Origin of the sequence: Prochlorococcus marinus str. GP2, from assembly GCF_000759885.1 — a bacterium.
GTDB lineage: Bacteria > Cyanobacteriota > Cyanobacteriia > PCC-6307 > Cyanobiaceae > Prochlorococcus_A > Prochlorococcus_A marinus_J.
This window is the reverse complement of sequence record NZ_JNAH01000003.1, coordinates 59,134-83,195: the sequence shown is the minus strand read 5'-3', so window position 1 is coordinate 83,195 and position 24,062 is coordinate 59,134. Positions and strand designations below refer to the sequence as shown.

At 31.1% G+C, this 24,062-nt stretch carries 26 protein-coding genes; 13 read left to right on the top strand and 13 right to left on the bottom strand.

Annotated elements, in window-relative coordinates; all coding sequences use genetic code 11:
* Window positions 1-25 precede the first annotated feature (25 nt).
* Entirely contained in the window at window positions 26-202 is a 177-nt protein-coding gene (locus EU91_RS09255) for a hypothetical protein (RefSeq protein WP_193741583.1), read from the top strand.
* Here the strand turns inward: EU91_RS09255 and EU91_RS07190 are convergent.
* Entirely contained in the window at window positions 180-410 is a 231-nt protein-coding gene (locus EU91_RS07190) for a hypothetical protein (protein ID WP_032523869.1), read from the bottom strand. The two genes, EU91_RS09255 and EU91_RS07190, sit on opposite strands and share 23 nt — an antisense overlap.
* Before the next feature lie 34 nt (window positions 411-444).
* Window positions 445-783 carry a hypothetical protein gene (locus EU91_RS07195; RefSeq protein ID WP_032523868.1) on the bottom strand — a complete coding sequence of 113 codons (339 nt, stop codon included), beginning with the start codon at window positions 781-783 and terminating at the stop codon, window positions 445-447.
* Window positions 784-901: 118 nt separating this feature from the next.
* Here EU91_RS07195 and EU91_RS0108385 point away from each other — a divergent pair, with 118 nt between their 5' ends.
* Complete coding sequence (locus EU91_RS0108385) at window positions 902-1,213, top strand: ribbon-helix-helix domain-containing protein (protein WP_032523867.1); 312 nt, start codon at window positions 902-904, stop codon at window positions 1,211-1,213.
* Here the strand turns inward: EU91_RS0108385 and EU91_RS07200 are convergent.
* The 4 genes from EU91_RS07200 to EU91_RS07215 all read right to left on the bottom strand — a co-directional run bounded on the left by EU91_RS07200 (window position 1,210) and on the right by EU91_RS07215 (window position 6,394).
* Entirely contained in the window at window positions 1,210-1,914 is a 705-nt protein-coding gene (locus tag EU91_RS07200; protein ID WP_032523866.1) for a potassium channel family protein, read from the bottom strand. The two genes, EU91_RS0108385 and EU91_RS07200, sit on opposite strands and share 4 nt — an antisense overlap.
* Before the next feature lie 18 nt (window positions 1,915-1,932).
* A complete protein-coding gene (locus EU91_RS07205) occupies window positions 1,933-3,336 on the bottom strand; it encodes a TrkH family potassium uptake protein (RefSeq protein WP_032523865.1) in 1,404 nt (467 codons plus the stop codon).
* Between the two features lie 6 nt (window positions 3,337-3,342).
* Window positions 3,343-5,151, bottom strand: a complete 1,809-nt coding sequence (locus EU91_RS07210) for an SLC13 family permease (protein ID WP_032523864.1) — start codon at window positions 5,149-5,151, stop codon at window positions 3,343-3,345.
* Window positions 5,152-5,218: 67 nt separating this feature from the next.
* Entirely contained in the window at window positions 5,219-6,394 is a 1,176-nt protein-coding gene (locus EU91_RS07215; RefSeq protein WP_032524187.1) for an NAD(P)/FAD-dependent oxidoreductase, read from the bottom strand.
* Window positions 6,395-6,489: 95 nt separating this feature from the next.
* Between EU91_RS07215 and EU91_RS07220 the strand changes: the two genes are divergently transcribed.
* On the top strand, window positions 6,490-7,212 hold the full coding sequence (locus tag EU91_RS07220; RefSeq protein WP_032523863.1) for a phosphoadenylyl-sulfate reductase: 723 nt from the start codon (window positions 6,490-6,492) through the stop codon (window positions 7,210-7,212).
* A 15-nt stretch (window positions 7,213-7,227) separates the two neighbouring features.
* Window positions 7,228-7,923 (top strand): type III pantothenate kinase, encoded by a 696-nt coding sequence (locus EU91_RS07225; protein ID WP_032523862.1) that lies wholly within the window; start codon window positions 7,228-7,230, stop codon window positions 7,921-7,923.
* On the opposite strand, the gene bcp is transcribed toward EU91_RS07225, so the two are convergent.
* Window positions 7,915-8,382, bottom strand: a complete 468-nt coding sequence (gene bcp, locus EU91_RS07230) for a thioredoxin-dependent thiol peroxidase (RefSeq protein ID WP_032524186.1) — start codon at window positions 8,380-8,382, stop codon at window positions 7,915-7,917. The genes EU91_RS07225 and bcp overlap by 9 nt on opposite strands.
* Here bcp and EU91_RS07235 point away from each other — a divergent pair.
* Entirely contained in the window at window positions 8,382-9,038 is a 657-nt protein-coding gene (locus EU91_RS07235; protein ID WP_032523861.1) for a 4'-phosphopantetheinyl transferase family protein, read from the top strand. The two genes, bcp and EU91_RS07235, sit on opposite strands and share 1 nt — an antisense overlap.
* On the opposite strand, the gene EU91_RS07240 is transcribed toward EU91_RS07235, so the two are convergent.
* The 5 genes from EU91_RS07240 to EU91_RS07260 form a co-directional block, all read right to left on the bottom strand.
* On the bottom strand, window positions 9,035-10,324 hold the full coding sequence (locus tag EU91_RS07240; RefSeq protein WP_032523860.1) for an AAA family ATPase: 1,290 nt from the start codon (window positions 10,322-10,324) through the stop codon (window positions 9,035-9,037). The two genes, EU91_RS07235 and EU91_RS07240, sit on opposite strands and share 4 nt — an antisense overlap.
* Before the next feature lie 33 nt (window positions 10,325-10,357).
* Window positions 10,358-11,995, bottom strand: coding sequence for an alpha-D-glucose phosphate-specific phosphoglucomutase (locus EU91_RS07245; protein WP_032523859.1), 1,638 nt, complete (start codon window positions 11,993-11,995; stop codon window positions 10,358-10,360).
* A 32-nt stretch (window positions 11,996-12,027) separates the two neighbouring features.
* The gene (locus tag EU91_RS09160) at window positions 12,028-12,198 is read right to left on the bottom strand and encodes a hypothetical protein (RefSeq protein WP_011375642.1); all 171 of its coding nucleotides are present in this window, start codon (window positions 12,196-12,198) and stop codon (window positions 12,028-12,030) included.
* Between the two features lie 12 nt (window positions 12,199-12,210).
* On the bottom strand, window positions 12,211-13,311 hold the full coding sequence (locus tag EU91_RS07255) for a DUF4912 domain-containing protein (RefSeq protein ID WP_032523858.1): 1,101 nt from the start codon (window positions 13,309-13,311) through the stop codon (window positions 12,211-12,213).
* Between the two features lie 273 nt (window positions 13,312-13,584).
* The gene (locus EU91_RS07260; protein ID WP_032523857.1) at window positions 13,585-13,938 is read right to left on the bottom strand and encodes a hypothetical protein; all 354 of its coding nucleotides are present in this window, start codon (window positions 13,936-13,938) and stop codon (window positions 13,585-13,587) included.
* A gap of 95 nt (window positions 13,939-14,033) precedes the next feature.
* Between EU91_RS07260 and sufB the strand changes: the two genes are divergently transcribed.
* The 4 genes from sufB to EU91_RS07280 are packed head-to-tail and all read left to right on the top strand — an operon-like array spanning window position 14,034 to window position 18,758.
* Window positions 14,034-15,476, top strand: a complete 1,443-nt coding sequence (sufB, locus tag EU91_RS07265; RefSeq protein WP_032523856.1) for a Fe-S cluster assembly protein SufB — start codon at window positions 14,034-14,036, stop codon at window positions 15,474-15,476.
* A 21-nt stretch (window positions 15,477-15,497) separates the two neighbouring features.
* Window positions 15,498-16,283: a Fe-S cluster assembly ATPase SufC gene (gene sufC / locus EU91_RS07270; protein ID WP_032523855.1), complete on the top strand. Its 786-nt coding sequence runs from the start codon at window positions 15,498-15,500 to the stop codon at window positions 16,281-16,283.
* A gap of 4 nt (window positions 16,284-16,287) precedes the next feature.
* On the top strand, window positions 16,288-17,505 hold the full coding sequence (locus tag EU91_RS07275) for a SufD family Fe-S cluster assembly protein (protein WP_032523854.1): 1,218 nt from the start codon (window positions 16,288-16,290) through the stop codon (window positions 17,503-17,505).
* Window positions 17,505-18,758: an aminotransferase class V-fold PLP-dependent enzyme gene (locus EU91_RS07280; RefSeq protein WP_032523853.1), complete on the top strand. Its 1,254-nt coding sequence runs from the start codon at window positions 17,505-17,507 to the stop codon at window positions 18,756-18,758. The genes EU91_RS07275 and EU91_RS07280 overlap by 1 nt, the downstream gene beginning before the upstream one ends.
* On the opposite strand, the gene EU91_RS07285 is transcribed toward EU91_RS07280, so the two are convergent.
* A complete protein-coding gene (locus EU91_RS07285) occupies window positions 18,755-20,680 on the bottom strand; it encodes an alpha/beta hydrolase family protein (RefSeq protein WP_032523852.1) in 1,926 nt (641 codons plus the stop codon). The genes EU91_RS07280 and EU91_RS07285 overlap by 4 nt on opposite strands.
* A 72-nt stretch (window positions 20,681-20,752) precedes the next feature.
* Here EU91_RS07285 and def point away from each other — a divergent pair, with 72 nt between their 5' ends.
* The 4 genes from def to EU91_RS07305 are packed head-to-tail and all read left to right on the top strand — an operon-like array spanning window position 20,753 to window position 24,054.
* A complete protein-coding gene (gene def / locus EU91_RS07290) occupies window positions 20,753-21,358 on the top strand; it encodes a peptide deformylase (protein WP_032523851.1) in 606 nt (201 codons plus the stop codon).
* Window positions 21,359-21,362: 4 nt separating this feature from the next.
* On the top strand, window positions 21,363-21,704 hold the full coding sequence (locus EU91_RS07295) for a histidine triad nucleotide-binding protein (RefSeq protein ID WP_032523850.1): 342 nt from the start codon (window positions 21,363-21,365) through the stop codon (window positions 21,702-21,704).
* Window positions 21,705-21,750: 46 nt separating this feature from the next.
* On the top strand, window positions 21,751-22,029 hold the full coding sequence (locus EU91_RS07300; RefSeq protein WP_032523849.1) for a hypothetical protein: 279 nt from the start codon (window positions 21,751-21,753) through the stop codon (window positions 22,027-22,029).
* 42 nt (window positions 22,030-22,071) lie between these two features.
* On the top strand, window positions 22,072-24,054 hold the full coding sequence (locus EU91_RS07305; RefSeq protein WP_032523848.1) for an ABC transporter ATP-binding protein/permease: 1,983 nt from the start codon (window positions 22,072-22,074) through the stop codon (window positions 24,052-24,054).
* Window positions 24,055-24,062: the final 8 nt, after the last annotated feature.

The following is a 24,062-nucleotide window of genomic DNA, read 5'->3' as shown; positions in this document are numbered from 1 at the left end:
ATATTTTGTGGAATAAAATTGAATTATGAAAAGAATAGAACAAATTGTAGTAATTTTCATAGCTGCAGCTCTTGCAATTCCAAGTTATTGGTTCTTTTGGACTTTAGCTGGTGGAGGAGGTTACAATAAAAGAATTAAACCAATGACGAATCAAAACAATAATTATTCGAAACCTTTTCCTAAAGACCTCCGCGAGCCTTAACTAACCACATTTTAGTTGCATCATCATCAATAGTACTTAAATATTCAATAACTTCTTCTTTAGTCACTGAAATATCTAATTCATGACCAATATCGCATATTTTGTCTAGAGCTTTTTTAGGGTTAGTCAAAGCTAACATAAACAGACTTTGTTTCTGTTTAGAGTCTTTTGCTATTAATTTATAGAGCTTTTCAGCATTACTAATCATTTTTTAAAATACTATTTACTAATAGATTATTACCTCAAGCTGCATTTTTTTCTTTATATTCATTAAAAGATAAATCATTATCTGTATCTTTTATTTCTTTCGCTGATGCATCTGCCATACTTCTTGCATCTGAACATAAAACCTTTCTTAGTTTGGCGAAATTAGCTGCATGAGATTTTCTACCATCTTTTTGCGCGTAATACTCTGACTGTTGAAGAATATGGTGAAGATGAGTTAACAAATATGGACTGATAACAGCTGAAACCAAAACATCGCTATTTTCATATTCAGAAGGATCCGAATTAACTAATCTTTTTTTCTTTTTATCAATTATCGACCGTTTAGGTGAATCAAGTTTTCTTGAATTTTTCATAAGGCAATAAAATCATTAATTGATACGGGCATATAATTCCTTACTAATTAATATACACAAAGATACTATCCTTGACTAACTGTGTATACTAATAAGTAACAGTTATCAACATTTACCCATGGCTACCCGCCAGAATTCAACAAATGGGAAGCCTAAATCCCCTAGAATTCAAGTAGTTCTTCCAGAGTTACTTTGTGATCAGCTGACGATCTTAGCCACCAATGAGTCTCGAACTGTCAGTAATATGGCAAAAGTTTTAATACAAGAAGGTTTAAAAAATTACTTTGAAAAAGAAGGCAAAGCACTTTTCTCAGAACATAATTTAAATACAAATAAGTTTAGAGAAGAACTAGAAAAACAAAGCATCAGAAAATTAAAAAGAGCTCCTCAAAGAATTAGATACTATAAAAAATCAGATCAAAATAATTAATTTTGAGGTAATTTTTGTAGATCTGCAGTTTTTCCCATAACTACCAAAATATTTCCTCTTTCTAAAATGTATTTTGCAGGAGGATTAACTGTTAATTCTTCTGCAGGTCCTGCTGCAAGAACATTTACTAAATAATTTTTCCGCATGTTTAAATCTCGCAAAGATCTTCCAATAAACTCCTCTGGAACAGTTATTTCATCTATACCAGTTTGGTTATCAAGTTCCAATCTTTCAATTAGGTTTGGTCTAACCAGTTCCAAACCTAATCTTTCTCCTTGCATTCTGGAAGGGAAGACAACTTTATCTGCCCCTACCCTTTTTAACATTTTTTCATGTAAGTCACTTGTAGCTCTCGCTATTACTCTTTTCACTTTGCTACCTTCACTATCCTTAGCAATAAGTGTCGTAGTTATACTTGCTTCAATAGGTTCACTTATACCCACGACAACAGTATTCATTTCAAGTATTCCAGATTCTTTCATAGACTCTTCATCAGTACAATCTACAACTCTAGCTTCTATAGAAGGTTCTAATTGTCTCAAATCATCAATAGCTTTTTCTGAATAATCAGCAGCTAAAACATCTGCACCATTACTTATAAGTTCTCTACAAACTGCGGTTCCAAACCTTCCAACTCCGACAATTGCAAAAGTCAATGCTTCTTTTTCTCTCTTTTGAGACCACTGCCACCAATCAGCCATAATAATACTCAGTGAATCCTAAACATAAAGATCAGCCCTAGGATAGCCAATTCTCTTTTGTCTATCTATTCTACTCTTATAGAGAGCCTGCCAAAGTGCACTTAAAAGCAAAAGTATACCAAGCCTACCCACAAACATCCCAACAATGAGAATAAATTGGCCAAAATGATTTAATTTTTCAGTTAAACCGATATCAAAACCAACTGTTGCGAATGCCGATATACAAGTAAACAAAATTTCTAGGAATGTGAAAGATTCTTTTTTAACAAATGTATTAGTAGTACTTAGCAGCATTGCCATTAAAAGAATAAAAAGCAAAGAACCAACCGTGATTCCAACAGCCTTTAAGATTACTTTATCTGATATTAATCTATTGCTAATAATTACATCCTTCTGCCCTCTTAAAGTAGATCTAGTTGCGGCCATTAATGCAATGAATGTAGTTGTTTTTATTCCTCCTCCAGTGCCTCCAGTACTTGCGCCAATAAACATCAATGTCATCAATAACAAGAGGCCCGTATCTGAGATAGAGTTTAAAGAAATTGGGTAATTTGTAAAGCCTGCAGTTCTTGCACTGACTGTTTCAAAGATTGATGATAATAACTTTTCAAACAAATTTAAATTATTGAAAAATTGACTATTTAACAATGATTCAGTGATAAAAAATCCTAATGATCCAAATAATATAAGAGACAAACTTGTCCTAATAACTAATCTAGAATGAAGACTCAATTTTTTATATGAGAGATTTTTCTTATTACACCAAATATCATCAATGACTCTCCATCCGAGTCCACCCATAAAAATGAGAAAAATAAACACAATATTAACCACAAAATTTGATCTATAATCTTGGAGACTATTAGACCAAAGAGAAAAACCAGCATTGTTATATGCAGATATGCTATGAAAAATAGAAGACCAAAGTCTTTCCCATTTATTTTGTATATCTATAAATCCAAAAGAATATAAGACAATTGCACCAAAAGATATTATACAAGTTGCAGTAATGGCGATGCTTTGAAAAGTTCGACCAATACCTCCAACTCCAAATTCATCTAGAGTTTTTCCTTTATCTAATCTAGTTCTTAGCTTTGTCCCTTTTACAACAAAGCCTTGTAAGAATGTCGTAATAGCCATTAATCCTAGACCACCTGACAAAAGCATGAAAGCCAAGAAAACTTGACCAAAGAAATTTAAATCAATACCAATATCTATTATGGTTAGGCCAGTAACAGTTATAGCGGAAGTGGATGTAAAAAATGCTTCCCACAAACCAACCTTTGCAGATGAGCATAATGGTGAACTCAAAATTAAAGTTCCAAAAAAAATAATAAACAATCCTGTAACAATAGTAAATTGAGGTACAGATAGTTTTCTGTAAGCATCTTTTAATTTATAAACATTACTAGTGAATTTCACTTTTTTTTATCTGAAATTTAAAATTATCAATGCTGGCACTGTAAATGACATTATAAGTGTTAATCCAGCACCGTATTTTGCAATATCAAAAAATCTATATCTTCCAGGCCCGTAAACCATCAAATTTGTTTGATATCCCATTGGAGTCAAGAAAGATTGACTTGCGCCAAATAAAACAAGCATTATTAAAGCGCTTGGTGCAATACCTAAAACGCTTGAAAATTCAATAGCAACTGGCAAAATTAAAGCAACCGAAGCAGCATTACTAATAAATTGTGTAAGGATAACAGTCGACACAAAAATTACAACTAGTGCAAAATACAAAGGCATTCCATTAAGAACAAAATTTAGATTGACAGCTATTAAATCTGCTAATCCTGTGACTTGCATTGCGACACTAAAACATGATAAGGATCCCAGCAGTAAAATTACGTCTAACCTAATTGATTTTTGTATTTCTGCAGGTCTTAAGCATCCAAAAGCAACCATTGTAATAACTGCTAAAAGAACTGATCCTACTAGTGGAATATTAGTAACTGCAGGTAAAACAACCATCCCTATTGCAATTGCAATCGATATGGGTTTTTTTATCAAGACAGGTAAATCATCTTCAAATTGATCTAAAATAAGTAAATCATTACTAGCTTGCAAACCTCTTATTGAATCCAAAGGAGCTTGTAATAATAAAACATCTCCAGCTCTTAAAACAGCCTGGCCTAATCTCTCCTGGACAGTCTGCTGACCTCTTCTCAATGCCAAAACTGTTGCATTATGACGTTGTCTGAATCTTAATTCTCTCAAACTTGCACCAGCCAGAGTTGAGCCTGCTGGCAGCAAGGCTTCAAAGGTTTTAGTACCTTCATCATCTGAGAAAACATTAGTTCCTGCTAAAGATTTTTTATTCTCACCTAATAAAATGGTGTGTTCCTGCTGCAGTCTCAATAAGTCAGCTCTCGTAACACGGATTATCAACCTATCATCAGGTTCAATCTTCCTATCTGCCAGAGGAGGGAGGATAACTTTTCCATTTCGTTGTAACTCAAGAACATCAACATCAAATCGTCTTTGTAATCTACTATTTCTCACAGATTGTCCAACTAATTCAGAAGAAGAGGGAATTGTAACTTCAGTGAAGTAAATATTCATATCCCCATTTCTAATAAAATCTTTATCTCTCCCTCTATCTGGCAAAAGAATATCAGAAACTAAAATCATATAAGTAGTTCCTATCAGCCACACAGGAATTCCAATTGACGTCAAACTAAATAATTCCAAAGCTCCATAACCTAATTGCTGACTAATATCACTTACAAGGAGATTTACTGAGCTACCTAATAATGTCAGAGTTCCGCCTAGTAAAGTAGCAAATGACAAAGGTAACAGAACTTTAGATGGTGATATATTTCTCCTCTCGCACCAACCTTCAATTAAAGGTAACAAGGATGCTACTACTGGAGTATTGGGTACAATCCCAGATATTGGAGCAATTAAAAAAGCTATTAATGAAATTAATTTCCTTGGAGTTCTTATACTTTCAGAAGAAATCAATTCTCTCACCCTATCTAAAGCACCACTTTTAAATAATGCAGAAGAAACTGCAAATAAACCCATAAGAGTAATTAAGGATGGGCTTCCAAATCCAGCTAAAGCTTTTTCAGGGGAAAGAACTCCTGTAGCTATAAATATCCCAACACATAACAAACCAGTCAATTCTGGCGCAATACTATTTTTGATAAACAAAATTATTGACATTATTAAAACAACTACTGTTATAAAAGCGTCAAAATTATTACTAACAACCGCAATTAAATTCATAAAAAACTGATTTAACTCAATATACCCAAAAACAATATTTCAAAAAAGTTTAATTAGGATTATCTTTTTAAAAAAACTTTTTGAAAATAGATTTCTTTTGAAATATCCATGAAGATGCAGATTTTAAACTTTCAGTAATATCAGGCAACTTAGAAGCATATATAAGTCTTCTTGCCTCAAAAGCTAATTTCCCCGATAGAGTAACCCCAAGCCCAGAGATTGAAGCATCTCCTATTCCCAAGCTAATCATTTCACCATTGTCTTGAAATTCAAAAGGTAAAGGATCTTTTCCTTTAATTAATAGTTCTAGATTTTTAGCGAGATGATTTCCTTCTTGCATAGCAACTTGAGCTGTTATAGGTAGATCCTCCATTCCTGAAATGATTGAAATATCGCCAATAGCAAAACAGTTTTTATGGTTTTCTATTTGCGAATTTTTATTTACTAAAATTCTTCCGAATTTTTTTGTTATTTCATCAGTTTCTAAGTAAGACAAATTAGGTTTAACCCCTGCCGTCCAAATAACGATATCTTTATCCAAAGAAGTTATTCCATTCTCACTTAAAATACTAATTTTAGTTTCTGAGACTTCTTTAACTGTGGAATTCAAAAGTACTTTGATTTTTCTTTTTTCTAATGCCTTTTCTGCCTGTTCTCTATTAAAAATTTTGTTTTTATTAAGGATTTCATTTGATTTTTCTATTACATTGATTTCAAATTGGTTTATAAATATATCTTTAATTTTGCATGCTAGTTCGATGCCAGAGGGACCACCTCCAACTATAAATAACTTTTTATGCAAAGCAGTTTCTTGTGATTTTTTGAAAAAAGAATTTAATTCATTAAGATCATTAAAATCATTAAAAAAATAACAATTTTCATACACACCTTTTATTGAGAAACTATTTGGAATAGATCCTGTACAGATAACAAGATACTGATAACTTAATTTTAAATCGTCACTAAATTCAAGAATATTTTCTTTGAAGGAAATCTTGGTTAAACAATTTCTTAAAAAAGTTATACCAGCATCAGAAAAAATATTTGCAAATTTTGGGGCGGCTTCCCAACTTCTTATTTCTTGACTTAAAACTTCGTACATTAAAGGTTTAAATATAAAGTTAGTCTCAGAATCAACTACAAGAATCGGTAAAGAAGGATTAAGATTCTTTAAATTCAAAGCAAATGTCATACCTGCAAAACCTGCTCCAACTATTACTATTGGTTTTTGTATTGATTTCATTGGAGAAATATTGTTCAACCTAAATGTATTATTAAACTAAACGAATAATTTTTAAATTGAGCGAAGTAACATTAAACTCATAACCAATTTGAAGAATGATTGAAAACATCCACAAAGATATTCAAACAAACTTAAGGAAATATAATAATGATCTATTAAATATGAATCCTCAAGGAATACTTTCATGGGGTTATGAAAAGTTTGATAATCAATTTGCCATTACAACAAGTTTTGGCATTCAGTCATCAGTCCTTTTAGATATGGTCAGTAAATTATGTCTGCAAAAAAAAATCAAAATATTTTGGATAGACACAGGTTACTTGCCTCCAGAAACATACCATTACGCTGAAAAGCTTATTGAAGATTTATCCTTAGAAGTAGAAGTTCTTCAAAGTGAATTATCTCCAGCACGAATGGAGGCTAAATACGGCAAACTTTGGGAAACAAATAAAGAAAGTGATTTAGATAAGTATCATCAATTAAGAAAGATAAAGCCTCTAGATAATGGTCTAGAAAAATATAATATTTCCTGCTGGGCAAGCGGTGTTAGATCCAGTCAAACAGAAAATAGAAATAAAATGAAATACCTAGACGTAATTCGTCAAAGACTTTCTTTAAGACCTTTATTACATTGGACAAATAAAGATATTTTTTATTATATGGAGAAGAATAATTTACCTGCCCATCCACTTTTTAACAAAGGTTATTCTTCTGTAGGGGATTGGCATTCAAGCAGTCCCGATGGTATTGAAACAAAAGGCAGAGATGCAAGATTTGGAGGGATTAAACAAGAATGTGGGATACACATTAATAATTAAATTGATCATAGAACAATGGTCTCAGATATAAATTTTTTATTAGTAGGTAATAGTAGGCTTCATTGGGCGAAATATTCTAAAAATCAATCTAAATTCTTCCATACCAAAAAAGATCAAAAAGTTCCAAAAAATATAGATCTTGATCAATTAATTTGGGCTTCTGTAGGAAAACTACCAAATTTTTTATTGAAAAAAGAAAATGAAATAAAAACTAAAGATATTCAGTTATCTAATCTTCCTTATTATTTTGGAGTTGATAGAGCTCTTGCATGTATTGCCGCTTTAAAAACTATTGAAAACCCTGACAAAAAAGATTTACTAATTGCAGATTTTGGAACAATAGTATCAATAACAAAATTGAATTCAAATGGATCTATTATAGGAGGTCAACTTATTCCAGGTTTTCTAACACAATTAAAATCAATGGAAAAAAATACAAAAAATCTTAAAGTTCCCAAAAAATATGATATTCCGATCAAAGATTTTTTACTTAATACAGAAGAAGCAATTTTAAAAGGAGTAATCAACTCTCTAACTGGAGTGATAAATAGTTTATTTAATCCCGCAAATGATATTTTAGTAATCTGTGGAGGAGACTCTCAATTACTCACAAAATCTTTAAAGACTGAAAAAGAAAATATTATCAATGCTCCTAATTTAGTTATGGAAGGGATGATTATTCACTACTTGTCCATTAGAGAATTAGCTTAACCCAAGGTCAGCAATTATATGATCAGCCATTATTGCTGCTTTTACCTTTAGGTAAATTTTTTCGATGCAACCATCAGTATCGATTAAGAAAGTATTTCTCATCATTCCCATATATTCTTTCCCCATGAATTTCTTAAGTCCATAGCTATCGTAATCAGAAGAAACTTTAAAAGGGTCAGGATCAGTTAAAAGAATAAAAGGTAAATTAAATTTTTCTATAAACTTCTGATGAGAGGAGGCATTATCTTTACTAATTCCAATTACGACAATATTATTTTTTTGGAGTAAATCCCAATTCTCTTTAAAATTACAGGCTTCTTTAGTACATCCTGGAGTATTATCTTTTGGATAAAAATATAGTATTATTCTTTTACCTTTAAAATCACTAAGAGAAACTTCTTTCTCAAAAGAATCTTTTAATTTAAATACTGGTGCTTTGTCGCCAACCTTAAGAGCCATTGAAATTATTAAATGAGTATGAATATAAAATACCAAAAATTTGGTTTTATGAGATTAAAGGTGTGCAAGATGTCGCAACGGTAGAAGAAATTAAAACTGCAAAAAAACTAACAAGTTCAAGATCAAAGATTTTTTTAGAAACAAGAGCTTATTTACGACAATCACTTTCAACACTTTTTGATTTAGATCCACTAGAAATTCCAGTTAATGCTTATCCTGGAAAACCTCCAAGTTTACCCTCTGGCATGGGAAATATAAGTTTAAGTCATTGTAAAGATGCCATTATTATAGTTTGGCATAAAAGCAGAATAGGGATTGATATTGAGAGAACAGATAGAGATTTTAACCATATAAAATTTGCAGAAAAATATTTTTTACATACCAACAAAACAAATCATAATAATTATTTGACAAAAAATATGATATTAAATCAATGGTGTGCTGTTGAAGCGGCTATAAAATGGGATCATGGAAAATTAGCTAAAGACATTAACCATTGGCAATTTTTTGAAAAGCCAAAAGAGTTGATTCATAATAAGAAAAACATACATTTAAATTATTCACATATTAACTTCGATAATTGGACTATAGCTTTAGCATACGAAGAAAAAACTTCTTTAGATCCTAAGATTATTTGTTCTTCAAGAAATTTTTAGTTTTCTTCTCTTCTAAGCAGTTCTTCATATTTAGTTTTCTCCCATCCATTTTTATTTGGTTGCCATATTTTTAAACCTCTTAAAGATTGAGGGAGATATTCTTGTGCTACCCAATTGCCTGGATAATTATGAGGATTAACATAACTATTGGAATTATTTTTTAAGTGAAGTGGGACATCAAAAGAATTAGTACACTTAATTTTTTCAATTGCTTTAAAAATACTTTTCGTACTATTACTTTTTGGAGAAATAGCTAAATATAGAGAAGCCTGCGTTAAAAAATATAATCCTTCTGGAAAACCAACTCTATCAAAGGCGTCACAACATGATTGTACAACTACTATGGCATTAGGATCAGCTATTCCAATATCTTCACTGGCAGATATAAGTAGTCTTCTAAAAATAAAATTAGGATCTTCACCAGCCTCCAGCATATTCGCCAGCCAGAACAAAGTTGCGTCTGGATCAGAACCTCTTATGGACTTGATAAAAGCACTTATTACATCGTAATGATTTTGACCATTTTTATCGTAAACAATATTTTTCTTTTGAATTGCATCTTCTGCTATTGAGAGATTAATATGGATTTCTTTAGCATTATTTTCAAGAGTTGTTTCTATGGCCATCTCCAGCGCATTGATTAATGTTCTTGCATCACCGCCACAAAATTTAATTAAATGACTTATGGCGTCTTGACTTAAATAAACCTTTTTTGAATCTTTTTGTTTTGAATAGTAAGTTATGACTTTTTGTATTATTTTCTGCAAATCATTTTCTGCCAAAGGAAGTAAAGTAAAAATACGAGACCTACTAACAAGGGCTTTATTAACAGCAAAGAAAGGGTTTTCAGTTGTAGCACCAATAAAAGTAATAGTTCCATTTTCTATTGAAGGTAATAGAGCATCTTGCTGAACTGATGTAAATCTATGGACCTCATCAATAAAAAGAATTGTTTTTCTGTTTGAATTTATTAATCTATCTTTTGCATTAGCGATTTCATTTCTTAATTCTTTAACACTTGATAAAACTGCATTTAACTTAATTAACTTTGACCGCGTATTAAAGGAAATAATTTCAATTAGAGTAGTTTTTCCAACACCAGGAGGGCCAGAAAAAATAAAATTACTAATCTTATCGTTTAATATTGCACTTCTTAAAAGCGAATTCTCATTAAGGATTGGTTGTTGACCAAAAAAATCTTCCAAATTCTTTGGTCTTAATTTATCTGCCAAAGGTGCATTATTTTCTATATGAGAATAATTAGTAAATAAATTTTCTGAATGCATATAAATAAAAACAAAAAATCATTACTCTCAATTCTATGTAATTACTGTAGGAGTTTCCATTTGAGTAAGTTTTGAAATGTTTAATAAATCATCTAAATCATTTATTAGAGGTTTCAAAGCGATCTGAGGATTTAACGAAAGATTCTGTTGAGGATCGAAAAATTTCTCAAAGTAAAGTCTTAATGTTGCACCCTTAGTTCCAGTTCCAGAAAGGCGCACAATTACTCGAGAATTATCATCAAGGATCAATCTTAAACCTTGATTTTCACTAATGGAATTATCAACGGGATCTAAATATGAAAAGTTATCTGCAACTTTGACTAAATGGCCAGCAAAGCTATTTCCTTTTAAATGTTCGAGCATAGAAGTTAGATTACCAAAGATTTGATTAGCAATATTTGAGGGAATTGCCTCATAATCATGTCTTGAATAATAATTCCTACCAAATTGTTTCCAATGATTCTGCATCAAATCACTTACCGAACATTTTTTCTCAGCTAAAACTTGTAACCAATACAAAACTGCCCATAGTCCATCTTTCTCTCTCACATGATTACTACCTGTTCCGAAACTTTCTTCTCCACATAAAGTAATTAAATTAGAATCTAAAAGATTTCCAAAAAACTTCCAGCCAGTAGGTGTCTCGAAACAAGGTATATTTAATGCTCGAGCAACATTATCAACCGCTGAGCTGGTTGGCATGGATCGTGCCACACCTGTAATACCATCTTTATAACCAGGGACACATTTTGTATTGGCAGTGATAACTGCAAGACTATCACTAGGATTTACAAAACATCCACTTCCTAAAATCATATTCCTATCTCCATCTCCATCGCATGCAGCACCAAAACTATAAGATTTTTTATTTAATAACAAATCAGCCAAGTGGGATGCGTAAGTAAGATTAGGATCAGGATGTAAACCTCCAAAATCTTTTAACGGGTTACCATTCATGACGCAATCAGGTGTAAGACCCATTTTTTCAACAAAAATATTTTTTGCATATGGGCCTGTAACAGCATTCATTGCATCAAAGATTAACGAGAAGTCTTTTTTTAAAAAATCACTAATTTGATCAAAGTCAAAAATTTTCTCCATCAAATTAGAATAATCAGTTAATCCATCAATAATTTCTAAAGTAGTTTCACCGTAAGGATAAGTTCCATATTCACTAAAATCAGGTAATTGAATTTTACAAATTTTATAACTAGTTAGTATTTGTGACGCCTTGAAAATCTTATTAGTAATTATCTCAGGAGCTGGGCCACCATTAGAGATATTCAATTTCACTCCAAAGTCGCCATCAATCCCACCAGGATTATGGCTTGCAGAAAGAATAATTCCACCAATAGCGTTTTCTTTTCTAATTAAATGTGAAGTCGCAGGAGTAGATAATAAACCGTATTTTGGAACAATAACCTTTTGAACTTTATGAGCAATACATATTTGGACAATTTTTTCTATTGCTTCAATATTGCCATATCTGCCATCACCACCAACTACTAATGTTGAACCTTTTAAATCTTCTAATGATTGTAAGATTGCTTCAATAAAAACTTCTAGATAATGTTGTTCCTGAAACTTTAAAGTACTTTTTCTTAATCCAGAGGTGCCTGGTTTTTGATCTAGAAAAGGAGAATTGATATTAATTACACTAACTTGATTCATATTTTTAAGAAACTTCCAAAAATCTAACTAAATTAGTGAGGCATTTCGGAAGTTCTTAACATAGCGATAAACCATAATGAAGAAATTAATAATGCACTAAGAATTCCATAGTTAACACCAAATTTAGAAATTGTAATTGGAACTATTAGCGGAAACGTTAATGCCCCAAACAATGGAGTAAAAGCTACAATTTTTTTCAGCATTAATTTAATCTATTAAAACCATTCAGTCTCAGCATTATCTTTTTCATTAGTGTCGTCAAGTGGTGTTGTTCTTTCAAATTTCATTGATATACTTTTTTCTTGCTCACCGGATACATCAACAGCTTTAATATCATAGTTTTGAGTCCCATCTCTAAATGGAACTTGAATTCTAAAAGTACCATCTGCAGCAAGAGGTACATCTTCTCCTCCTATTGTCAGTTTTGCAGAAGGCTCTGTAGCTCCATAAACAATTAATTCAGCATCAGCAACGAGCCAAAAAGATCTATTTTTAACAATTCCGCTTCCAGAATCATTTAAACCTGATGACCATTTACCAACACCTGAGTCTGTAAGATTATCATTGAGGTTTGTTGAATTTACGTTTTCCATAAATTCTTCAGAACCAACTTTTCTTCTGAAAGGAATGTTTGTTGCTGCTTGGTATAACCTTTCATGCATACCATTTTGCTCTGAAACAACAGGATTAGAAATATCTGGGATTGACTCAAGAGTAGAATCTAAGTTAAAAGGTACAAATTTATCTAGAATTTGCTCAGAAGGATGAGACCCAGGAACATGGCTTATCGTAGAAAATGCCAATGACATCCAGTTAAACCCATATTTGTAACCTAATTCAACTTTATAATCTCTATCTGCAAGTGGGATTGGCAAATACCACTCGGTGCTGTAACTATCAACCGCAATCTCCCTTAGTGTTCCTTGATTCAAGTTGCTTCCTTCAGAACCAGAAGCATCAAATAATCGTAAACATAATTTATTGGCTCCCAGAGATTGTGCTTTTTCTCTATCTGCATCAGAAATTTGCCAAAAAACATAAGCCCAATCTGGATCTCGGGGTAGGAAAACTACATTAGTTTTAACTTCTTCACTACTATTGAAAGTATTGGACTCAGTAGTTTCTTCAGATTTTGACTCAGGAGGTGTAGTGTATGTTTTTTTTGTAGATTTTTCTTGATATTTAAGTATTAAATCAACTAAAACAGCTTTTGTTTTGCGACTGTATAGCGGAACCGATAATTTACTTGCTTCTTGACGTAATTGTCTGAGGGTTAGTGAGAGTAATTGAACTTTGTTCATGATCCCATCAGCCACTTTAAATTCTCCGTTTTTGTTTGGGATCAGTATGTTCTTTTTTTTTGGGAATTGTGTGTCTTTTTGGCCTGTCGTCAGGATCCTCTGACTACTAAAAAATTCTCAAAATTGATATTTTGCTTCAAAACAGTTGGTATAAATAGAATTAATTAATTTTTAGATCTTTTTGAAATGTAAATTAATTTTCTTTTTTTTTAAATTTTATTACCTGAATTTGTTAACGACTCAACAAAAATATATTTTTTCTTCGGGATCAGTTAAATAAAAGAGCATTCAGCGTTGTTCGACTAGAAGTACTAAATCATCTATCTCTAAATCCTCAATACTTTTACCTATTTTTTTTGAAAAAGTACTTAATTTTTTTGAAGTGGATTCTAACTGCTCATAAAAAAGATCACTAAATTTTTTATCATCAAATTTTTTGGATTGGCTATCACACCATGCTCTCAGGGGATTTTTATTTTTATATTCCGAACTATTATCTACATTGATAGTTTTTAAAATCTGAAGGCAATGAGCAAGTATTCTTAAATGGTGTTTCTGCATTATAGGTAGATCAAGATTATCAATTTCTTGAATAATTTCTATGTTTAAGGGGTTAGACAAGGGATCAAGATGATTAGACATTAATTTTTAGTTTTAATAAAGGAAAAAAACTCAATATTGGGGGAATCTTTCGTTAAAGTATATAAAGCTAATTGTAATAGGTTATTTTTGATAACATGGTCAACGAAAATTTAGTTAAAGATGTAGTAAAAGAGCCTTACAAATATGGTTTCGTTACTGATATTGAAACTGAAAAAATAGAGAAGGGATTAAATGAAGATATTATAAAATTAATTTCACAGAAAAAAGAAGAACCAAAATTTCTTCTTGATTTTAGATTAAAAGCCTTTAAAAAATGGCAAAAAATGAAAGAGCCTGATTGGGCAGGATTAGGATATAAACAAATCGATTATCAAGATATTATTTATTACTCTGCTCCTAAGCAAAAAGAGAAAATTTCTAGCTTAGATGAAGTTGATCCCAAACTTCTTGAGACTTTTGACAAATTAGGAATACCCCTTACGGAGCAAAAAAAACTAACAAATGTAGCAGTAGATGCTGTCTTTGATAGTGTTTCTATAGCTACAACTTTTAGGGAAGAACTTGCTGAACATGGAGTTATATTCTGCTCAATTAGTGAAGCAGTAAAAAATCACGCGGATTTGATTGAAAAATATTTAGGTACAGTAGTGCCAGCTAGTGATAATTATTTTGCAGCACTAAATTCTGCAGTTTTTAGTGATGGTTCTTTTGTTTATATCCCAAAAGGTGTTACCTGCCCTATGGATCTATCTTCCTACTTCAGGATTAATAGTGGAGATTCAGGACAATTCGAAAGAACACTAATCATTGCTGAAGAATCAAGTTCTGTAAGCTATCTAGAAGGTTGTACAGCACCAATGTTTGATACAAATACCCTACATGCAGCAGTTGTAGAGCTTATAGCATTAGACGACGCCTCAATAAAATATTCAACAGTGCAAAATTGGTATGCTGGTGATGAAGAAGGTATTGGCGGAATTTTTAATTTTGTCACCAAGAGAGGTAAATGTTTAGGTAAGAGAAGTAAAATTAGCTGGTCTCAAGTTGAAACAGGGTCTGCAATTACATGGAAATATCCTAGCTGTCTTCTTTTAGGGGAAGAATCTGTAGGTGAATTTTATTCAGTGGCTCTCACCAATAATCTTCAGCAAGCAGATACCGGCACAAAAATGATCCATATTGGTCCTAAGACCAAATCAACTATTGTTAGCAAAGGTATTAGTGCAGGTAACTCAAAAAATAGCTATAGAGGTCTTGTCAAAATGGGAACAAAAGCTACAGGATCAAGAAATTACAGTCAATGTGATTCAATGTTAATAGGGGATCAAGCTTCTGCAAATACATTTCCTTACATCAAATCTCAACAACCCAATTCTGAAATTGAGCATGAAGCAAGCACATGTAGAATCTCAGAAGACCAACTTTTTTATCTCCAAAGCAGAGGTATAGATTTTGAAGAGGCAGTATCTATGATGGTTAGCGGTTTTTGCAGAGATGTATTTAATCAATTACCTATGGAATTTGCTGCTGAAGCAGATAAGTTACTGGCACTTAAACTAGAGGGATCAGTAGGTTAATTAATCAATTTCTAAACTGAAATGCAAAGTAAAATGAAAGAATCAGATCCGATTTTAGAAGTTGAAAATCTCTCCGCATCTACTGAAAATCTTCCAATTTTAAAAGGGGTTTCACTTACTGTCTATCCAGGAGAAATCCATGCCATTATGGGAAGAAATGGATGTGGCAAAAGTACTCTTTCGAAAATCATTGCAGGACATCCCTCGTATAATATTACAAATGGCGACATAAAATTTTTAGGTGAAAACATCAACTCTCTAGAACCTGAAGAGAGATCTCAATCAGGAATTTTTCTTGGTTTTCAATATCCAATTGAGATTCCAGGTGTTAGTAACCTTGAGTTTCTTAGAGTTTCAACTAATGCTAGAAGGAAATTCCTCAACAAAGAAGAATTGGATACTTTTGATTTTGAAGAATTAGTTAAAGAAAAGTTAGAAATTGTGAAAATGGATCATGCATTCCTGTCAAGGAGTGTCAATCAAGGCTTTTCCGGAGGTGAAAAAAAAAGAAATGAAATTCTGCAAATGGCTTTACTTGAGCCCAAGATAGCGATATTAGATGAGACCGATTCTGGTCTAGATATCGATGCTTTAAGAATTGTGGCATCAGGAATTAAAAAAATATCTAATACACAAACTGGAATTATACTTATTACCCACTATCAAAGATTATTAAATGAAATTAAACCAAATTATGTCCATGTTATGTCAGACGGTCAAATCATAAAAACTGGTGAGAGTGATCTTGCTCTAGAACTTGAGGAAAAAGGGTATGAATGGACTGATAACTTTATAAAAGAGACCTAAACAAATGGAAATTATTGAAAAAATAAAAAATAATAAAGCGGACGATAATCTAACAGAAATACAAAAAATCTGTCTTCATAAATTACAATCAAACCCTTTCCCTAATCTTAAAAGTGAACTATGGAGGCTTTCAAATAAATCAAAATTGTCAAAATTTTTAGATTACTCAGTTAATGAAAAAGATTCAAAATTTGATATACCATATCCGAAAAATTCTCAAAGTAATATTAGATTAATAATTGGTGAGAATTACCAAATTAAATTAATAGAGAAAAATTATTCAATACAGCAATTAAGTGAGGATGAATTACAAAAATATATCAAGGAACAGATATCTTTTTTTAAGCAAAACGAAAATTGGAGTGACCTACTAAATCTGTCTTTAAGTTGTAAAAATAATATTTTGGGATTAAAAATAAATGGATCAAAAATTCCTCCTATTGAAATTTTTAGTAATGCATCAAGAAATTCTTTAAAAGCAAAAACCCTCGTAATATTTTTAGAAAAGAATTGTGATATTGAATTATTACAAGTAAATCTTGGTAAAGAAAACTCTTCATTATCTCAATCAACTTTCTTTTGCTTGAAAGAAAATAGTTCCATAAATCATGGTGTTGTTTCTTACGGTGAAAACAGATCCAATCTATTAAATTCTCTCAATGTAATTCAACAAAAAAATAGTGCTTACAACTTAGGATCTTTACATTTCAAATTCAATTACGCGAGATTTGAAATTAGTATTAAACAATCTGAGGGAAACGCTAAAACAAATATCAAAGGTATGCAAATAACCAAAAAAGATGAGCAAATTTCAACCTATGCAAAAATTGAATTTAATGGCCCAAATGGATTTCTAGATCAAATTAATAAATCACTTGCTGATGATAAATCACATGCAATATTTGAAGGTTCAATAATAGTTCCGAAAATTGCCCAGAGAACTGATGCTTCCCAATTAAGCAGAAATTTACTTTTATCAAATCTCGCACAAATAGATACCAAACCTCAATTAGAAATAATTGCTGATGATGTCAAATGCAAACATGGAGCTACAATTTCGCAACTAAATGAAGAAGAACTTTTTTATATGCGAACAAGAGGTATCACATTAACAGAAGCAAGTAAACTACAATTAAGTTCTTACTTTCAAGAAATAATTTCATTTATTCCCATTTCAAAAGATAAATGGGATTTGCTTGATAAACTTTTAAATGAGGCTTAATGGAAACAATACAAAATTTTCCTGAAATAACTAAGAAAGACTTTCCTCTTTTAAATAAGAACTTAAATTGTAATGAGCAAATTATTTATTTAGACCATGCTGCAACCACACAAAAACCAATACAAGTCTTAGAAAAAATTAATGAATACTACAAAAACTTTAATGCCAATGTACATAGAGGGGCACATCAATTAAGTACTAAAGCAACAGAAGAATTTGAAAATGCACGATATTTAATCAGCAAATATATAAAAGCGAATTCAGCAAAAGAAATTATTTTCACAAGAAATGCTACTGAGGCAATCAATCTAGTAGCTAGATCTTGGGGAGAATATTCATTAAAAGAAAACGATGAAATTCTCTTATCAATAATGGAGCATCATAGCAATATTGTTCCATGGCAAATGATTGCAGCAAAAAATAAATGCAAATTAAAATTTATCGGTATAGATAAAGATGGGAAATTAGATATAGAAGACTTTAAATCAAAACTTACATCTAAAACTAAACTTGTTAGCCTAGTACATGTTAGTAATACACTAGGGTGCTGTAATCCAATCAAAGAAATAACTAAATTAGCTAAACAAAAAGGTTCTTTAGTGTTAATAGATGCATGCCAAAGTTTGGCGCATCAAAAAATGGATGTAATTGATCTTAATATAGATTTTTTAGCTGGATCAGGACATAAACTATGCGGTCCTACAGGTATTGGTTTCCTCTGGTCAAGAAAAGAAATCCTAGAAAAAATTCCTCCTCTCTTTGGAGGTGGCGAAATGATTCAAGATGTTTTTGAAGAAACAAGTACTTGGGCAGAGCTACCACACAAATTTGAAGCTGGAACTCCTGCCATTGCAGAAGCAATAGGTCTTGCAGAAGCAATTAATTATATTAAAAATATTGGATTGAATGAAATTCATGAATATGAAAAGACTATTACTAAATATTTATTTGAAAAATTAAATCAAATAGAAAATATTGAAATCATAGGTCCATCGCCGGAGATAGACCCAGACAGAGCCTCACTTGCCACCTTTTATATAAAAAATATACATTCAAATGATATTGCTGAAATTCTTGATTCAAAAGGAATTTGCATCAGAAGTGGCCACCATTGCTGTCAACCTCTTCACAGACACATTGGAATTAAATCAACAGCTAGGATCAGCATGAATTTCACAACCAATAAGGAAGAAATTGATATTTTTATAGAAAAATTAAAAGATACTATTGATTTTCTAAAAATCAATTCTTAAATATTCAAAGCATTTTTTAAAAATTCCTGAGATTTTTTCATTACTACTTCTTTATTTTCAATATTTCTAAAACCATGCCCTTCATTATCAAAAAAAATAACTTCTGAATATTTATTATTCTGAATCAAAATTTCTTGAATTTTTAAAGTTTGTTTATAAGAAATAACTGCATCTTTTTTTCCATGAAACAATAAGATAGGTTTTTTTATTTTGTTAATATAATTTATCGGGGATCTATTAATATAATTATCATGGTTTTTTGCATAATTTCCTATCAAAGAATTTAAATAATCTTTTTCAAATCTATGAGTGTTGTAATGCATATCCTTCAAATCAATAACAGGATATTTACAAATTGCTGCTTTAAAAATAGACCCACATAATAAACAATTCAGGGCAGTTAAACCACCAGCACTATTCCCAAAAATTACTACTTTTTCACTATCAACTTGATTTGATTTAATCAATTCAAGAGCTAGTGATTTGCAATCATAAGAATCAACAATACCCCATTTAGAATTCAACCTCTCTCTATATTCTTTGCCAAATCCTGATGATCCTCCATAATTGACTTCAGCAACAAAAAATCCCTTCGACGTCCAATATTGAACTTCAGAATTATATGATCCATCAAAACATGAAGTTGGCCCGCTATGTGCTCTAACAAGGAGCGGTGGCTTTCTAAAATTTTCAACAAGCGGCTTATAAAGAAAAGAATGAGTAGATTGAGCCTCAAAACCTTTAAACCAAAATGTTTCAGGTTTTGAACAATCTTTTATATGATCAAAAAATATCTGCTCAGAAAAATTTGATAAAACTTTTTTTTCAAAATCAATTTCAAATACAATTCCCAAAAAATCAGATCCATAACCTTTTAAAAGAACTTTTTTTCGAAAAACACTGAAATCACTTATTGAAGTAAAAGGAGTAGAAAATTCCTTAACAAATTTAAGATTTTTATATTGTTCCACTATTAAATTATTTTCTTTTTTTGCTAGGCAAAATAAATTTTTTATAGTCCCTGAAAAAAATGTTATTCCGGAGACCCATTGTGGTGCTCCATATTCAAGCAAATTTCTCTCTACTCTTTTCTTAATAAAAATATTCTCAATTTCATTAATATCTAAAAACAACAAATTCCACCATCCAGAACTATCTTCAGAACATACTAAAAGTGTTTCACTTATCCAATAGGGTTGAAAAAAAGAAACGTTTTTTTTCGCATTTATAAGCTTATTTGAGAATTTTTTTATTTTTTGTACCTCTCCATCTAGATCTATTTGAGCAAAAAACAGATCATTTTTGTCCCAGGGCATATATGGAGAATCCCACTCTATCCAAGAAAGTAATCTAGCAGAAGTATTAGAAGATAATTCTCCAGCAAAATTTTTAAATTTTTTAATTCGATGAATATCTTGTTTAGTTTTTTTTAAATTTAAAGAAAATAAATAATCTCTATTATTTATCTCGCAAATTCCATACAAAAAATTTTTTTCAGAAATGACAAATGAAGAATCGAAATTTCCATCAATTGATTTAGATAGTTGTCTAGGTTCTTGAACTGAATCGAGATATATATTTTGACTTCTATAATTTGACGCTGCCTCTTTAAAAATTTGAAACCATACTGCCTTAGTAATCTGATCTATCCATATTAAATAAAAATTATTTTTAAAATTTATACATTTATATGCTTTACCACCATATCCATGAAAATTATTTTTAATATTATGCTTTTTACTTGTTAATTTCTGAGGAAACGCCCCTTTATCATTAAATGGTCTTGCAAAAATAGCATTCTCATTTTGACCTTCACCAACAACATCAATCCAAAAAATGATATCCCTAATAATAGTTAATTCCTTGTAAGCATTTTTTTTAGATTCAGTTTGCCTAACTTTTAACTTATCATCATTACTCATTTAAAATATAAAGAAAGTAAATTAAAGTGCTAGTATTTTTATAGCTAAACTCTTAATTAAAAACTTTTTAACGTGGCAAACCATTTTTCACAACTTGCAAAAAAGTCAAGAACAAGTGGAAGCTCAGAAAAAATTGCAAAAGAACAAACAGGTAAGCCATCTCTAGATATTTATAAACTTGGTGATGATGTGTTGAGAAAAAATTCCAAAAGAATCACTAAAGTTGACGAATCGATTAGAAAACTTGCTAGAGAAATGCTTCAAAGCATGTATGCAGCTAAAGGAATTGGACTTGCCGCACCACAAATTGGCATCAACAAGGAGCTTCTTGTGATAGATGTAAATTTTGAAGATTCAGCAGCAGAACCTTTAATATTAATCAATCCAGAAATTACAGACTTTGGAACAACTCTTAATTCATACGAAGAAGGCTGTTTGAGTATACCTGGCGTCTATTTGAATGTAGTAAGACCATCAACTATTAAATTAAAATTTAGGGATGAAATGGGTAGACCACGGAAAATGAAAGCCGATGGACTTCTAGCGAGGTGTATTCAACATGAAATGGATCATTTAAACGGAATACTATTTGTTGATAGAGTTACATCAAAAGATGATTTAAACAAAGAACTTATAAAGGAAGGGTTTAACGAAGAAGATGTAATTTCTATTAATTAATCTAATGACTGAAACTACAATATTTCAAAAAATAATTAATGAAGAAATACCCTGCGATAAGCTTTATGAAGATGAGTTTTGTATTGCTTTTAACGATATCCAAGCGCAAGCACCATTTCATTTTTTAGTGATTCCAAAAAAGCCAATCATCAGCCTATTAGATTGTATTGAAGAGGATGCAAATTTGTTAGGGCATTTACTTTTTGTTGGTAGCAAAATAGCTAAATCAAAAAATTTAACTAATTGGAGAACAGTAATTAATACTGGAGCAGAATCGGGACAAACAGTTTTTCATTTACATATTCATTTTTTATCTGGAAGAAAAATGAATTGGCCCCCAGGTTAAAACTCTCGAAAGAAAAGTTTATGGGTTATAAATAAGTAAAAACATAATGAATACACCAGATTCCTTAAATACAAAATCCAAAAATTTATTCAATTTAGTCTCAAAAAATTGGGAAGATCTAGACGATTCTCTCAAAACTAAATTAATAAAAATATGGAAGGTTTTAACTTATAAATGGCAATTACAAATTTTATTTAATCTACCTTTTCTCTTATGGTGGGTATTAGATAAATGTTTCCCAAAAGTTCATGAATTTAATACTACAATCTTAAATTACTTAAATTTACCTGACTGGGCACTTTCATTTATCGGCTTTGGTCAATAGACTGCTAAAAGTTATAATTTATTCTATAAAACTAGTCGAGTAATGAATAAAGAAGTTAATAATAAATCCAAAATATTATACCAATTACAAAAATTAAGGAAGCTGTCTCAGCCATTTTTTCTTCCAATAGATCAATGCAATGGACTTCAATTCATATGGCTTTTGATTTCTCTTTTATTTTGTGTTGGTGGAGTAGTACTTGTTGGTCTTACAGGCATAATTAGTTTTTTTGAAAACCTTCAACCAATATTTCTTGAAAAGTATTTTGGAGGTGTGGTAAGTACTGTCAATTCGATTTGGGCTGGTAGCTGGGGATTGCTTTTCTCTGCCTTATTTCTAATTGGATCAGGCAGCTTTTTTAGCTTGAGACGTCAATTAAAAAACCGAAGATGGTTACATTGGTTATTCCTTGCGATAATTGTATTAATGCTTTTAGCTGTAAACGGAATAAACGCAGGTATTGGTTTCATAGCAAGAGATTTAACAAATGCTTTAGTAGAAAAACAAGAAGATGGGTTTTATCGGATATTAGGGATTTACGCTTGTTGTTTCGCTGTGGCTCTACCTATACGTGTTTCCCAAATATTTTTTACATATAAATTAGGAATAATTTGGAGAGAATGGCTTTCAAAAAGTTTAGTCAAAGATTATATGACCAATAAAGCCTATTACCAATTAAATCCCAATGATGAAGAACAAACCGATGTAGATAATCCTGATCAAAGAATCACAGATGATACTCGAGCTTTTACCGGTCAAAGTCTTTCTTTCACATTAGGTATTTTTGATGCCCTACTAACATTTTCACTTAATATTCTTATTTTATGGAGTATTAGTACAACACTTACTTTTTCTTTATTCGGTTACGCTGCATTTGCAACTTCTATCCTTTTAATTGCTGGAAAAAATCTTGTAAAGATTGACTTTGATCAACTCAGATATGAAGCAGATTTTCGATATGGCTTAGTTCATATTCGAGATAATGCTGAATCAATAGCCTTTTACTCTGGGGAGAATCCTGAGCGAAGTGAAACTGAAAGGCGATTAGGAGAAGTGGTGAGAAACTTTAATTTACTGATTATATGGAGAGTAATAATAGACGTCATGAGAAGATCCATTAATTATGCTGGAAATTTCTTTCCATATCTAATAATGGCAATTCCTTACTTTAGAGGTGATATTGATTATGGACGCTTTATTCAGGCAAGCTTTGCATTTGGAATGGTTGAAGGTTCGTTATTTTTTATTGTTAATCAAATCGAAGAACTTGCAAAATTTACTGCTGGCATTGGCAGATTAGAAGGATTCCAATCAAAAGTTGAATCCATTAGTCAAACCAACCCAACAAGCAATCAAAACGTTATTTCAGATTACCCCTCAATTCTTATTAATAATGCTGACCTTTGCCCACCAGGATCAAATAAAACAATCATTAAAAATTTAAATTTAAGCATCGACAATAATCAATCACTTTTGGTTGTAGGACCATCTGGATGCGGAAAAACATCTTTACTAAGAATGATTAGTGGTTTATGGGAACCCGATCAAGGAGTAATTAAAAAACCAAAAATTGGGGAATTATTATTCATACCTCAAAAACCATATATGTTACTTGGTTCTTTAAGAGAACAATTATGTTATCCCACAGAAGTTAAGAAATTTAGTGATGAACATCTTACTTCTGTACTACATGAAGTAAATTTAAAAACCTTAGTGGATCGGTATCCTAATCTTGATATAAAACAAGATTGGCCACGAATTCTTTCCCTAGGCGAGCAACAAAGATTAGCTTTTGCAAGACTGTTACTAAATTCTCCAAGATTTGCAGTACTTGATGAAGCAACAAGTGCTTTAGATATTAACACTGAAAAAAAACTATATAGTTTACTAAAGGAACGAGAACTTTCTCTAATAAGTGTTGGACATAGACCTAGCTTAAAAGATTTTCACGAAAATATTTTAGAATTAAATGGACAAGGAGACTGGAAATTATTGACTTCTGATAAGTATAATTTTAAGGATTAACAAAAAAA